General features: G+C 42.0%; 12 protein-coding genes and 1 pseudogene. 12 read left to right on the forward strand and 1 reads right to left on the reverse strand.

Annotation, left to right across the window (positions count from 1 at the left end; translation table 11 throughout):
• Positions 1-548 precede the first annotated feature (548 nt).
• Entirely contained in the window at positions 549-1772 is a 1224-nt protein-coding gene (locus H1A11_RS05285) for an AAA family ATPase (protein WP_181757825.1), read from the reverse strand.
• A gap of 461 nt (positions 1773-2233) precedes the next feature.
• On the opposite strand from H1A11_RS05285, the gene H1A11_RS05290 reads away from it, so the two are divergent.
• The 12 genes and pseudogenes from H1A11_RS05290 (at position 2234) to H1A11_RS05340 (ending at position 15002) form a co-directional block, all read left to right on the forward strand.
• Positions 2234-2572: a hypothetical protein gene (locus H1A11_RS05290; RefSeq protein ID WP_181757826.1), complete on the forward strand. Its 339-nt coding sequence runs from the start codon at positions 2234-2236 to the stop codon at positions 2570-2572.
• Positions 2569-3003, forward strand: coding sequence for a hypothetical protein (locus tag H1A11_RS05295; protein ID WP_181757827.1), 435 nt, complete (start codon positions 2569-2571; stop codon positions 3001-3003). Before H1A11_RS05290 ends, H1A11_RS05295 begins: the two co-directional genes overlap by 4 nt.
• A 4-nt stretch (positions 3004-3007) precedes the next feature.
• Positions 3008-3721, forward strand: a complete 714-nt coding sequence (locus H1A11_RS05300; RefSeq protein WP_181757828.1) for a hypothetical protein — start codon at positions 3008-3010, stop codon at positions 3719-3721.
• A gap of 42 nt (positions 3722-3763) precedes the next feature.
• The gene (locus H1A11_RS19705) at positions 3764-6355 is read left to right on the forward strand and encodes a BACON domain-containing protein (protein WP_181757829.1); all 2592 of its coding nucleotides are present in this window, start codon (positions 3764-3766) and stop codon (positions 6353-6355) included.
• A 109-nt stretch (positions 6356-6464) separates the two neighbouring features.
• The gene (locus tag H1A11_RS05310) at positions 6465-6935 is read left to right on the forward strand and encodes a hypothetical protein (protein WP_181757830.1); all 471 of its coding nucleotides are present in this window, start codon (positions 6465-6467) and stop codon (positions 6933-6935) included.
• 580 nt (positions 6936-7515) lie between these two features.
• The gene (locus tag H1A11_RS05315; RefSeq protein WP_117867149.1) at positions 7516-8046 is read left to right on the forward strand and encodes a UpxY family transcription antiterminator; all 531 of its coding nucleotides are present in this window, start codon (positions 7516-7518) and stop codon (positions 8044-8046) included.
• Between the two features lie 3 nt (positions 8047-8049).
• Positions 8050-8541, forward strand: a complete 492-nt coding sequence (locus H1A11_RS05320; protein WP_117867148.1) for a UpxZ family transcription anti-terminator antagonist — start codon at positions 8050-8052, stop codon at positions 8539-8541.
• Between the two features lie 26 nt (positions 8542-8567).
• Positions 8568-8762: pseudogene (locus H1A11_RS19710) on the forward strand (hypothetical protein); the annotation flags it as partial.
• Between the two features lie 95 nt (positions 8763-8857).
• Entirely contained in the window at positions 8858-11278 is a 2421-nt protein-coding gene (locus tag H1A11_RS05325; protein WP_181757831.1) for an SLBB domain-containing protein, read from the forward strand.
• A 37-nt stretch (positions 11279-11315) separates the two neighbouring features.
• Positions 11316-12404 carry a Wzz/FepE/Etk N-terminal domain-containing protein gene (locus H1A11_RS05330; RefSeq protein WP_181758076.1) on the forward strand — a complete coding sequence of 363 codons (1089 nt, stop codon included), beginning with the start codon at positions 11316-11318 and terminating at the stop codon, positions 12402-12404.
• 116 nt (positions 12405-12520) lie between these two features.
• The gene (locus H1A11_RS05335; protein WP_181757832.1) at positions 12521-13657 is read left to right on the forward strand and encodes a glycosyltransferase; all 1137 of its coding nucleotides are present in this window, start codon (positions 12521-12523) and stop codon (positions 13655-13657) included.
• A 61-nt stretch (positions 13658-13718) separates the two neighbouring features.
• A complete protein-coding gene (locus tag H1A11_RS05340; RefSeq protein ID WP_181757833.1) occupies positions 13719-15002 on the forward strand; it encodes a lipopolysaccharide biosynthesis protein in 1284 nt (427 codons plus the stop codon).
• The last annotated feature ends 6 nt before the right edge of the window (positions 15003-15008 follow it).

Raw genomic sequence — 15008 nt, forward strand, 5'->3', positions numbered from 1 at the left:
TCAGCAATAGGGTATGAAAAGGAATAACCCAAAGAAAAGAGAGAGAATGATGTTTTTTTCTTTTCTTTTGGGTCATTTCCTATTGATATTCCATATATATAGGCTATATATGGGATAATAATAATGAATAACCCAAAAAAGAAGGAAAAATGAATATAAGTGTTCATTCATTTATATAGTGAACATAGGTAAACAGTGTAAACAGCAGTGAACACCTTAAACACTCCTAAACACCTTAAACAGTAGTAAACAGTGTAAACAGTATTGAACACCTTAAACACTTCTAAACACCTTAAACAGCAGTAAACAGTGTAAACAGCAGTGAACACCTTAAACACTCCTAAACACCTTAAACAGTAGTAAACAGTGTAAACAGTAGTGAACACCTTAAACACTTCTAAACACCTTAAACACTCCTAAACACCTTAAACACTCCTAAACACCTTAAACAGTAGTAAACATCAGAAATCAACAGCAGATAATATACAATGTGAAGGATTGGCCCTCAAAAGCCAATCCCTTCACTTCACTTTTAACTATTCTTACATTCATTCCTTCCCGTCAACATCCATCCCTTTCAGCCTTTTTCCGATAGTGGCAGGTGAGAGGTTCAGTTTCTCAGCTATCTTCCTGTTCGACATACCCTGCTCATGTAATTTCCTGATCTGCTCAAGCTGCATATTGTCCGCATCCCTCAACAGATCACATTCCCTGGCTGTCTGGGTAGGGGTTGAGGTTTCCATTCCGGTCTGGTGAAGCTGTGCGGGCTGTATGAAACGGAGCATGGTAGGGTCGAGCGTCTTGTCAATCACATAAGGTATCACACGGTTCCCGTCCCATACTATCCTGCCGTTCCTGCTCTTGAGCTGCTTCACGTATCTGCCCGTCGAGGGATTGCTGCTGTCCGTTCCTATGGCGAAGACCGACTGAACGAAGTTGGTGAGCATGCTTGAGCCCAGGCAGTGGTTTATGTCAAGGGGTGTGAACGGCTGGATCTTCGGGGTATGGTTGACTACAAGGATAGAGTAACCCTCCTTCGCCCAGTTACAGAACTCCTGGCAGATCGGTTTCACATCCTCGGCCTTCATCCCCCCGTTGTTGACAAGAAAGGTGAGGTTGTCAAGGAGCAGCACCCTCGCGTTCACCTTTGCCATCATCCTCCTTATCAACGGCAGGAACCTGCCCGAATCATAGAGGCCGTCTCCGATCATGCTTAAATCCGGGCGGTGGAGATTATCGGGCCAAACATGCAGTTCACCGTCCCTTGAGGTATATCTCTCCTGGAACTGCTTCATGGAGAGTTCAAGGTCGAGATAGAGCACTGTTTTTCCCAGCTCCCCACTTATATGTTCCGCTATCTGGACCGCATAAAGGCTCTTGCCCGTATTTGTCCGCCCGAAAAGGATGCCAAACTCGTTCTCGAACCACAGGGCGTTTCCGTTCCCGTCACCGCCCCATAATATCTCCGGTACGGGTTTCCGTTGCTCTTCCATCATCATATTGTTTAAGGATTGTCCCATTATTAAATCAAGTCCGTCCGCTTCGTCTGCCTGTTGTGTATCCCTGGGTGTGGATGCAGGTGTCGTGTATCCATCCTCCCTCTCCGTATGCCATTCTTTTCCATTGCCGAAGGGGTTGAATTCCGGCACTTCTATGGGTGGCACGACAAGAGGTATGTACGGCAATGGATTTTCCGCATCATTCCAGCATTTCTCAAGACTGGCATTGACGGAAGCGATAGTTTTTTCATCAGGTTCTAATTTTTCAGTCATTATTTTATTACAGTTTTTAGTTGTACATTAATTTAACATTCACACGTATAAGAATCTTCCGCTTTCAGACCGCCATTCTGATACTGATAAAGGAAGGATGACAAAACCGGCCACTGTCCCGCCATCCCTCCATGACTGAAAACTGAAAATAACTTGTACACAGATTAGGGCATGGCTGGAAATGGCGCGCGTTTTTTATATTTGGAGCGCTATTATATATATATAATTGCCCAACGTCCAGCATCCTTCCAAAGCCTTATTATCGAAGAGACAATGCTCACAATGAAGGGCGCCGAAAAAATACCTGAATATAAATTGCCATAGCCGGGAAAAGGCAAAGGGAATGACCGGGGAAATGGACGGCGCTCTTCTTATTTTTTCTTCTTCCCTTCCAAATCGCGTTTTTGCTATCCTAACCAGCCCAACGCCTAATAACTGAAACATAAATAGCACAAAGCAATATGTTTGAAAATCTGATAAGCAAAATATTGGGACTTGAGCGGGAGCCTATGCCCAATCGTCAGGATACTTTTACCGCACCTGATGTCACCGAAAAAGCGGTATCATCCGGACCTATCCCTGAAAAATACCAAAGAGACATTGAAGCGCTCCGACAGAAATATGGAGACGCTTTTAAAACCGGTCTCTGCATTAATCTAACCTTGCAGGAGGCCTTGTCAATCATGCCGAGGGAAAGGAGAAGGATTGATTCATATAGAGGTTTACAATCCTATTTGATGAAAGAATGGGATATAACATTAACAATCACATCACAAAAAACTAAATCTAAATCATTATGAAGAATTATTTTATAGCAAACGGTGAGATTCTGAACACCGATATGAGTATTGAGGAAATCGAATCACAGGTACAGGAATCATTGGACGAATACACCTCCGGAATGGCACAATTTATGGTCAAGGAGCTGAGTGATAAAGAAATCAGGATGTTCTTTATCAGGGATTTTCGTTGCGACCCTAATAAATTAATAGTCTATGACGCTGACATGTCACTCATTACGGGAGTGGGAATCGGAGCATTCCAGCCACAACAAGTCGGAGGGTATCCAATGATTTATCCATTAAATTTTGCAGGGAAAAACTTCTACACGGATATAACGGCTTTCATCAGGTTCTATAAATTCCAACTGTTTGAAGAGATGGGGCAGCTGGTGGAGCATATAGGTCTGAGATGTTATTCTGACAGAATCCTAATGCAGATAGTCTTCTAGGGGTATGAATGTATTGGTAGCATGTGAAGAAAGTCAGGCCGTTTGTCTGGCTTTCAGAAAACTGGGCCATAATGCTTTCAGTTGCGACCTTCAGGAATGTAGCGGTGGTCATCCGGAGTATCACTTCAAGGGAGACATGTTTGACGTGATAGCCAATCGTGGGGGAACTTTAGAGAATGGTACTAAATACTTCCTTGACAGTTGTTGGGATTTGGTCATAGCCCATCCACCCTGCACTTTTCTTGCTGTCTCGGGTGCAAGATGGTATTATCACCCCGATGATAAGAACCTTCCAACAGAACAGAGAAGACCCCATCCGAAGTTCCCCGACAGAGCAAAAGACCGTGAAGAAGCAGTTCAGTTCTTCATGGATGTTTCAAGGATTGGAGTGAGTAGACTGGCCATCGAGAATCCGGTAGGTATCATGAGCAGCCGATGGAGAAGGCCCGACCAGATAATAGAACCCTGGATGTTCGGTCATGAAGCAAGTAAGAAGACCTGTCTATGGTTGAAAAACCTACCTCTCTTGGTACCGACAAATATAGTCGGGAAAGGTGAGATCTATACTGCAAAGAGTGGTAACAAATCTCCTAAATGGACCTCCGACATATTCTTCTCGGGTGTATCAGCAGAGGAGAGGAGAAAACTGAGGAGCAAGACTTTCCCCGGGATAGCGGATGCGATGGCTCTCCAGTGGGGAGGGAAAATGGCGGCATAACTGCACTATAATGTATGGATCAAAACAAGAACAGATAACAAGATGGCACAATATTTCAGAATAGCGACAAAGGACTTCTGCAACACACTCAAACCCGGCTCTTTCACGGAAGAAACGATGGTGTGCCCTACAAGAAGTCAAATTGAATCGGCCGGGTTGCATATAAAGAAGGGTTATACCTATGCGGCCGACCAGCTTGTTCCCGAAGACCATATCGAGCGTCTTGACTGGGAATATACTTTCTCCGTGACTCCTGCGACAGCTACCATATCCGCGGCGGGAGGTTCACGGAAATTCACGGTGACCTCGTATAAGAGACAGTACAGTTACAGTAATGTGGGAAACCGTATCTATGTAGAGGGGTCACAAACAAACGTAGCTTATACCTCAGAAAATTCAGGTTCCGGAACATGGACCGCCGCGAATGATACTGTCAGTTATTCCTCCAATCCCGGTGGAGCGGAGAAAAATGGTATTATTACATGGACCCAATCCGAATCTTTCGGTTCTGATCCTGAGAAAACAGCTACTGCAACTCATAAACAAAATGCAGACTCTATCAAACCGAATGGAGATGGTTATGGCAATCCAAGAATCAAATCTTTCAACTATCCTACAGTTATCCCGGCCGCCGGAGGTAGTTCGACACCTAGTTACACCTATGAACAAACTGTATATTGGGTATCCGGAAAAACTACGACACTTACATCTGGCGGAACTCCAACATTTAATAGAACTTCAGGAACAGCAACCGTAAATTCTTCGAGTGGTTTGGCTAATACTGGATCTAAAGGTACAACCCAATCCAGACAAACTACTGTGGCTGTTGTTTCACTGACTATCACGATGAACGGTAAATCCAGTTCAGCAAGTAGCGCTAATGTTTATCAAGCGGAAAATAAGATTGAAAAAACATCCTGGAACCCTTGGAACGTATCAGTCAGTGCCGATAGAACAAATTTCCCTAGAGAAGGAGGTACTACAACAGTAAGGGCAAGTGCGACAAGAACCGGTACACATACTTGGAGTTCGGGTTCAACATCTTCAGCAAGTGATTCTGGAACTCCTTCACTGAGTCTATCTAATACTTCCGGATTCTCACTGTCTTCGAATACTGGAACTTCCGCAACATTAACAGTATCAGTCAACAATGGTGCGGAAAGAAGCACGGTTATTACAGCTTCTTATGGGGGCGCTGAAGATACTGTAACCGTTAATCAGGAAGCGGGTATACTTACAGATACAGAATATGATTATCGGTATGACAATATATGCAGTATCAGTATATCAAATACTAGTTGGTCTTGGAATGATACATCCAAGAGAAGTTTTTCAGTGGATTCCAGAAGAGGTACCAGTAGCAGATATCGTACAGGTACCTCTACAGATGGAGGCAATACCTGGAATTGGGGAGACTGGAGTGACTGGAGCGGTTACAGCTATACCAATATATCTGCCACTTCGAGTGTGACCGGTCCATTCTCAATCTCCGGTTCAACAGTAGGACCTGATTCCAATAATACAGGAACATCCTCCAGAAGTGGTGCCTTGAGTGCAAGTAATGCATATACCAGTGATTCTGTAACACTTACGCAAGGTGCCAATGTAGATTATGACTATAGAATTTCAATATCTCCAGCTTCTTATGATTTCGGAGCTTCAGGAGGTTCCACGTCGTTTACAGTGACTCCTCAGACAAGAGAGGGGGCTGGAAGTCCGATATCTTGGGGGGATTGGTATGATAGTCCTTCAGGAAGCTATAGTTTAAGTACAAGTCTACCATCAGGAATTACCGCGTCAAAGTCCGGTAATACAGTGTCTGTAAGTGCTACAGCCAATTCCAGTACAAGTAGCGGAAGGAAGGGTTCCTTCACTGTAACTCATAGTAGCGATAGTTCAAAATCTGTCGGTGCTACAGTGACTCAAGACAAAAAGGATGATATAACTACAAAAACTGAATATCAGTATGAATTTTCCGTAAGCCCTGCCTCATTAAGTTTTAGCGCAGACGGTGGAACACAGTCTGTAACAGTTACTTCCAGGAGACGACCGGTTACATTGACTTATACCAATGGAAGTTTGACTGATGAAAGTGCAGGTTCCTGGTCTACTTGGTCAAGTTATTCCGGAAGAATAAGTAGTGGAACAGGATTTTCTGTTTCAGGAACTTCTGTAACAGCAGGTGCAAATAGTAGTACATCAACTCGAGAGGGTAATTTGGAATTGACACAGACACAAACATCTGATTATAGTGGTTCCACCGATAGTTATAAGTCAGACTCTGCCAGCATAAACGTCCCTTTGGATCAGATGGGTGCAGATATCAAGTCCGTCAACTTCATACATCTGAGTTACAGCTGGCAAAGCAGGGATGGTGCCTATGACATTTACAGCGTATATGCATCTGCCAGTTATAAAGTCACCTCCACTGTCATCGTGGAATGCAGGCTCACCTACGGTTCCTCCCTTGGGGCGGGTGAGGAGAACTACGCTTTCACGATATCTCCCGGAAGCACGACATCGTCAGCCCGAAAATGTTATACTTTCGCCGGGAACTATCCGGGTGTGGTATCCGGAACCGGCAGTGTCAGGCCTTCAGAGGATGAAACCTACCACTACTCCTTCCTGGAGTAGACTCTGTAGGAATCCGGCAGCAATACCGTCTCCTGATGTCGGGTAATAGCGGATGCGATGTGCCCCTGCCGGATAAAGGGTAATAATTAACGAAATAAAAAATTAATGTATGGACAAGAATATAGCCAATAACAGTCTAATAATGGATAAGAAAATATTTATAGCAGGCAAGGTGTATGACCTGCAAGTAATGGACAAGGATGAGGTCGAGGCATCGGTGCAGGCGTATCTGGACAGTGCAATAGACAAGGACAAGGTAAGGTTCGAGCTGTGCACAGTCGGAAATATGACCGCCATGTCCTTTCACCGGGGACTTGACTACAGTGCCTATAATGCTGACCCGGTGCAGGATATCATGGATGCCGATGCCTTCATGATGACCGCCCACGAATATGACGGTTTTATGATGCCCCGGCCTTTCCCTATAATTCCAGGTTGTGTATATCCTTATCGAATAAAGCAGACCGATTTTCTGGACGCATACCGGAAGAGTGCCAAAATTCTCGGGGCAAGCAGGATTAAGAACGTTTCCCTGGATATAGCCCCTCAGTCCATTGTGCTGAGGGTGCAGGTCGGATAAATGCCGGATTAAAAAAGGACATAAAAACGGATAATACAACGAGGGTGAAATTGGGTGTTAGCCCCGATTGATATTAGAGTTTTTTCTTATAATTAAAGGAAGTTGCTGTACAGAAGTATGGCGACTCCTTTTATTTTTTGTTTGCAGAAGAGCCGAATAATATCAACTAAATCTTTGGGGCTGTCTATATGCCTATTAAACCATATAGAGAATTAAATAAATTATAAAAATAAGTTGTCTACCATTGATGTGAATTTTGTCTATGAAGGGGCGTTTGTTTTTATATTCATGTTGATTTAGCTACTATATGTATTCATACTTTTTCAATCTCTTCTTTTAGTTTTTCATCATTTTAGTTGCCAATGTTGATTTAATAATATAATTTTGCAGCCGTTACAGAATTCTACTCCTTTAATTTGTGAGGATTTATATAGTTCTCTTGTACAATGTAGGTTTGGTAAAACTGTATCCTTATTGCTTTTTACGTTACGGTTATTAGTTTCAATAAACCGGAGATAAGGGTATATCTTTACATGAATATTTACATTGTCGTTTCTTTTATCGAAAAAGTTTTTTATTCTTGTCACCAGTCTGGTACATACTTCACACTTTCAATTGTCAGGAATTGAGGGTTGGTGATTATTTGGCTTCGAAAGGTAAAACCTATTTTATTCCTATGATGTATAAGGAAAAGGTTAATAGAGAAGGTAGGCATAAACGTGTGTTGCTACCGGTTGTTCACAATCTGGTCTTTCTCCAAAAGGATGATAGTGAGGTAAATTTGTTGTCGCTTCTTTCTGAAAGTCCGGTTCTTGTATACGTTTTACGTAAACAACACACACAAGACTTTGTAGAAGTGCCAGATAGGGAGATGCTTGAATTTCGTACCCTTTGTGATCCGAATTTTTCCGATGTTTGTTTTGTTAGTGACAATGAAGCGGAAATGAAGCCTGGAAAGATGGTAGAGGTTGTCCATGGACCATTTAAGGGAATGGTAGGTAAATTGCATCGTGCCCAAGGAAAATTTTATTTTATAAAGAGTCTTGCAGGGCTTGGAGTTATGATTCGTATTTCGCGTTGGTATTGCAAGGCGTTAAAATGTATCTTATAAATTATGCTTTCAAAAAAAGTCGAAAAACTTTATTCTTTGTCACAAAAGTTATTGTATATAGGTTTAGACGGTACCCCTTTATATGCAGATGAGTATTCTCGGTTAAATGGTGAAGTCTTTCATTTGTGTAGAGAATTATATAATGAAGGTTGCGATAATGCTACTATTGAAGAAAAGGCATTGTTTTATTTGTCTTTATTGAGAGGATATATATCAACTTTTTGTGATGACGGTAATAAACAGAGTCATGTCCAGTCCATACTTGATTGTTGTTGGGATATGTTGGATATGCTTCCAGATTCTTTGTTGAAGGTACGTTTGTTAGTGTGTTGCTATAGCGAAACTTATGAAGCGGATCTTGCATACGAGTCTCATAGGATTATTGATTCTTGGGATAAGTCTTCATTGGGCTCAGAAGAAATTGAGGTGATAGAAGAATTAAAGAATATTGAGGACAATCCATACCCTTGGGAGTATATTGATTCGGACAGATAATTATAGTATTTTATGAATAGGAGAATATTCAGAAAGAATTTTTAGTGAAAGTGCTGCCGGTGTGGGCTATTTTGTCAATTGACGTACTTGTTATATTTGTTTCAAGTCTTTTGGCCTATGCTTTACGGTACGATTTCAGAAGTATTTTTCTGGATTCCTCCTCCATTGATAAAACTATTGAATATCCGGGAAGCGTGGTACTAACTCTTTCATTACTACGCGAAGTAATAAATATAAATCACCTTTGGTTCCACCTTTCCGGATTAGTTTGATTTTTTCAGTGTGTGACATATAAGAATCTAACAAACATTAAATTATGCGTCGAATCTTATTTCTGATTTTATGTCTTTTTATTTTCTTCGGTTCTGCCTATGCCCAGCGCATGTCCGACGAGCAAGTGGTTGAATATGTGAAACAAGCACAGGCAGCCGGAAAATCTCAGAAGCAGATGACTGCCGAACTGTTGCGCCGTGGTGTGACCCGCGAACAGGTGCTCCGCATCAAGGATAAATATGAGAACTCGGGTGTTGCTGTCCCGGGTTCCGAAGCTCCCTCACAGATGCGCAAGCGTTCGGTTGCTGTGGGAGAATCCTACGAGGCTGCCGAACTGGATGACCAGAAAGCGGTTGTTGATGAGAGACTTGAAAGCCAGTCCGCCCCTGAGGCTGCCGGCATACAGATTTTCGGTCATAATCTGTTCCAGAACCGTAATCTCTCCTTTGAACCTAGTGTGAATCTGGCTACTCCGGCAAATTATCGGCTGGGGCCCGGTGACGAGGTGATCATAGATATCTGGGGAGCTTCCGAGAATACCATCCGCCAGACCATCAGTCCCGAGGGTAGTATCCAGGTGAAAGATCTCGGTCCCGTTTATCTGAACGGCATGACTGTTAAAGAAGCCAACGCTTATCTGCAACGGGAACTGTCCAAGATCTATTCCGGTATCGGAGGGGGGGATCCCAATTCACAGATCCGTCTGACTTTAGGCGATATACGTACCATCCAGATCCATATCATGGGTGAGGTCACGGTGCCGGGTACTTATACACTTTCGGCCTTTTCCACGGTTTTCCATGCCTTGTACCGTGCCGGTGGTGTGAATAATATCGGTAGCTTGCGTGACATCCGTCTGGTTCGTAACGGAGAGACGATAGAGCATTTGGACGTCTATGAGTTCATCATGCAGGGCAAGATGAATGACGATGTCCGTCTGCAGGAGGGCGATGTGATTATTGTGAGTCCCTACCAGTCGTTGGTCGAGATAGTAGGCAAGGTGAAACGTCCCATGTATTATGAAATGAAGCCTGCCGAGACGGTTGCTTCCTTACTGAAGTATGCGGGTGGCTTTATGGGAGATGCCTATAAGAAGGCTGTACGCATCATCCGTAAAAGCGGACGTGAACATCAAGTATATAATGTGGATGAGATGGACTATTCCGTATTCCGTTTAGACGACGGTGACTTAATGACGGTTGACGCCGTACTCGACCGTTTTGAGAACAAGGTTGAGGTCAGTGGTGCCGTCTATCGTCCGGGGCTTTATCAGTTGGACGGTGAGGTGAATACGGTGAAGCAGCTGATAAAGAAGGCTGAGGGACTCCGGGGAGATGCTTTCCTTGCCCGTGTCCTTCTGGACCGTGAGCGTGAAGATCTTACGCACGAAATTGTTGCCGTTGATCTGGAGGGTATCATGAACGGTACGGTTTCTGATATACCCCTTCAGAAGAACGACCATCTGTATGTTCCCGGTATCCATGACCTGAAGGAGAGCGCGACGGTCTCCATTTATGGTGAGGTGCTCAATCCCGGTACTTTCCTATACTCCGATAACTTAACGATAGAGGATATGATTGTCCAGGCGGGAGGTCTTACTGAGGCTGCCGCCACTACCTGTGTGAGCGTGACGCGCCGCATCAAGGATCCCAAGAGTACTGCCTACAGCAGCAAGCTTGCGGAGACATTCACCTTTGACATCAAGGACGGTCTTCTGACGGGTGCCGGTAGTTTCTACCTGCAACCTTTCGATGTAGTCCAAGTTCGTCGCAGTCCTGCCTACCAAGTTCAGCGCATGGTGACAATTGCGGGTGAGGTGCTTTTCAGCGGCAGCTATTCGTTGTTGAAAAAGAATGAACGTCTGAGTGATGTGATAGGTCGTGCAGGCGGAATTACTCCGGCGGCATATATAAAGGGGGGACGTTTGATTCGCAAACGCAATGATGAGGAACGTCGGCGTGAGACGGATGTGCTTCGCATGGCACAGAGCGGTGAAGGTTCCGATAGCATTGCAGTGAACAAGCTTGCTATCTCCGACACTTACACGGTAGGCGTTGACATGAAAAAGGCTCTGTCACATCCGGGTAGTGATTATGACATTATCCTGCGTGAGGGAGATATCGTGTATATTCCTGAATACATCAATACGGTGAAGATCAGCGGTTCTGTGATGTATCCCAATACAGTAACCTGGGAGGAAGGTGCCAAGCTGAAACATTATATCAATATGGCAGGTGGCTATGGCGAGAATGCGAAAAAGAAGAAGGCATACATCATTTATCTGAACGGTACGGTAGCCCGTGCTAAGAAGAGTGACAGTGATTTAATCCAGCCGGGTTGTGAGATTGTGGTTCCCACGAAGTCTGAGAGGAAGCGTCTCCAACTTTCCGAGATTATGGGTATGAGCTCCATGACTGCAACGATTGCGGCGATGGTGGCTACATTGACTAATGCTTTTAAATAAGAAACAAGTGGAAGATATAAAAAGAAAGGATGCTGATATGAATGACGGACAACAGAATAAACATCCACAGGAAGAGGAGATTGATTTGCTTGAGCTTGCCTTGAAAGTCTGGGCAGAGCGCAGGTGGATATTGAAGTGTTGCGGCTATGCAGTGATTGTGGGACTGGTGATTGCTTTCAGTATTCCGAAAGAATATACAGCTACAGCTACAATTGCTCCGGAGTTGTCGGATGGAAAGAGTGGGGGAGGATTGTCTTCTCTTGCTGCCATGGCAGGATTTAATATAAATACTTCTTCTGGTGCTGATGCTATCTATCCTGATTTGTATCCCGATATTGTGAGTTCGACTCCCTTTATTACTGGTCTTTTCAATATTCCAGTGAAAGACCTAGAGGGGAAAATAGATACTACACTTTATTGTTATTTGGACGAGTATCAACGTTCTCCGTGGTGGAGTGTGATAACTTCTGCTCCTTTCAAGGCTCTTGAGTGGGTCGTTTCTTTGTATAAGGATGAAGAAGAAAAAGAAGGAATGCAGTTGGACCCTTTTCATTTAACAGTAAGAGAATCCTCTATTGCAAAACTTCTGAGTAATAGTATCAGCGTTTCTGTTGACAAGAAGACAGGACTTACTACTTTGTCTGTTACGATGCAGGATGCCCGTATTGCTGCCTGTTTAACAGACAGTGTGATGTGCCGTTTGCAAAATTATGTCACAAATTACCGCACAAATAAAGCTCGTCAAGACTTTGAATTCCAGAAGGGACTTTTTGAACGGAAGAAGAAAGAATATGAAATAGCTCAAGAGAATTATGCAAAGTTTGCCGATGCTAACAAGAATATAATTCTTCAGAGTTACCGTGCTGAACAGGTACGTTTAGAGAACGAGATGAACCTTGCCTATCAGGTTTATACAAGTGTGGCGCAGCAATTGCAGATGGCTGAAGCAAAGGTACAGGAGATTACTCCGGTTTATACGGTAGTCGAACCTGCAACGATTCCTATTCGGGCATCAAAACCAAAGAAAGTGATACTATTGATAGGTATTGTTTGTATGGTTGGTGCTGTTTGTGTAGGTTGGATACTTTTTATAAAAAATGTAGTAGCAGAGTTAAGGAAGAAATAAAGAAAGGATTATCATCAATTCTATATGTTGATTTACTTGCTTTCCTGTGTCCCCCATATAATTATCTTTTGATTGGGATAGTGATAAAGAGAAGTTAGTTAAAAAAGCTATATGTTATGTCTGTAATCTATTATATAGGACATTATGATTTAAAGGATGAGCCTCGTAGTGTTTCACCAGCGGCTGTTACTATGATGGATTATGTAAGTGAAGTGATACAACGAGAAGGCTTTCAATGCAATATTCTTTCTTGTGCTTCTGATGTTGTTTCTCATATTGAAAAGAAAGTTGTCTTAAATGATGGTCGTAAAGTTGTGTTTAAATCTTGTTTTGGTAAAGTAGGAAAAACTAATTTACCAAAATGGTTGCATTATGCATATAAACGTAAAAAGTCACTATTTCAATTTCTTGACCACCATATAAATGATGGGGACACGGTTATTCTCTATCATTCATTGGTGTATATTGATGCTATAAAAAAACTCATTTCCCGGAAAAAAATTCATTTGATTATTCAAGTATGTGAAATCTATTCTGATGTAATCAATGATAATCGACAAAAGCAAAGGGAATTAGATTTCTTTAAATTGGCAGACGGTTTTATATTTTCTACGGCCCATCTTGGTAATCTGATTAATATCGACAATAAACCTTCATGTGTATGCTTAGGTACTTACAAAATAGAACATTCATATAGTGCAGCATCCTTAACTAATGATTGTATAAATGTTGTATATGCAGGTACTTTGGATCCTCGTAAAGGAGGTGCAACGGCAGCAGCAACGGCAGCAGCGTTTTTACCTAAAGATTATACTGTTCATGTGCTTGGATTTGGAAGTCAAGAGGAAATTGACCATATATGTTCAATCATAGAGGAAGCAAATGCCCAAGGTAACGGTAAGGCAATTTTTGAGGGAGTAAAGCGTGGCTCTGAATTTAACCATTTCGTACAAAATTGTAGAATAGGATTAAGTACCCAAGAGCCTACAGCCAAGTTCAACGCTACCTCATTTCCTTCAAAGGTATTAATGTATATGGCTAATGGACTCAATGTGGTAAGTATTGATATTCCGGCTATCAGGCAATCAGCTGTAAGCCCCGCTATAACATTTTACTCAAAACAAGAGCCTGATAAAATAGCAAAAGCAGTTGTGGAGGCTGTATATAATCCTAAAAGTCCAACTGAAATCTTAAAGAGGCTAGATAAAGAATTCGGAGAAAAACTTGCGTTTTTGCTTAATAATGAAGTTTAGTAGCATAAAAAGGAGACTGAATACCAACGAACGCATAATAGCAAAAAACGCGGTCGTTGCTATGGTTTTAAGAGGTTTAGGAATTTTTGTGTCTTTTGCCATGACTCCAGCCTTTATACGATATTTTAACAATAATGAAGTGTTGGGACTATGGTTTACGATTCTTTCAGTCTTGATTTGGATTATGAATTTTGATTTGGGGATTGGCAATGGCATTAGGAACTTTTTGGTAAAGGCTCTCACGGACAACGACCGCATAGAAGCACGTCGTGTTATTTCTTCTGGTTTTATATCAGTTGGTGTTTTGTCTGCTGTGTTTTTAATCGGAGGCTTGGTATTTCTATATATTATAAATCTGAATTGGCTTTTCAATATATCTCCATTAACAATAACAAACGAGACATTGCTTTGGTCATCAGCATGTGTCTATATAGGTATAGTAATATCATTCTTTCTTACTAATGTAAAGACTGTGTTTTATGCATTGCAAAGTTCGTATGTTAACAATATATTATCATTTATATCAAGCATATTAATGCTTATATATGTACTTTTATTTCGATTTACAGATAGTAATGAAGCTTTAAAGGCTATATCTTTGGTGTATGTGCTCATTATAAATGTTCCGGTACTGTTGGCAGGTATATGGGTATTTATGAAGAAAATGCGTGACTGTATTCCCACGCTGAGATTTGTTACTTACACTGCAACTAAGAATGTACTATCTTTAGGAATGGTGTTTTTCATGTGTCAGATATTCTACGCCATGATTATGAATACTGATCAATTCTTGATTACCAAATTTTATGGTCCACTTTATACGGCCGATTACACTTTTTATTATCGTGTAGTAATGTTTTTGGCTACTGTATCAACATTGGCATTAACTCCGACTTGGGCTGTAGTAACCAAAGCTTGTCAAGAAAAAGATTATAAATGGTTATGTAAACTTTTTCGGGTTATCAAATTGTCTGCTTTGGGGCTTATGATCCTAGAATTTGCCTTGATTCCATGTATACAATTCATTATGAATATTTGGTTGGGTAAAGGGCAGATTAATGTGGAGATACCTGTAGCATTTTCATTCGCTGTTTTTGCTAGTACATTTATTTATTCAGGAATGCTTTCAACAATGGTTTGTGGCTTAGGACGAATGAAGTTACAATTATATTCCTATGGAGTTGCAGTTGCCGTGAAATTTGTAGTAGTCGGACTCCTTTACGAAACTTTCGGTTGGCAGATGGTGGTTTGGATTAATGCAATAGTATTAGGCTTGTACTGCATCGTTCAACAAATTGATTTGGATAGATACTTTTCCCACATGAAACAAACAACGGTTTCTTAAAAAAAC

Source organism: Bacteroides sp. CACC 737 (assembly GCF_013874375.1).
Taxonomy (GTDB): domain Bacteria; phylum Bacteroidota; class Bacteroidia; order Bacteroidales; family Bacteroidaceae; genus Bacteroides; species Bacteroides uniformis.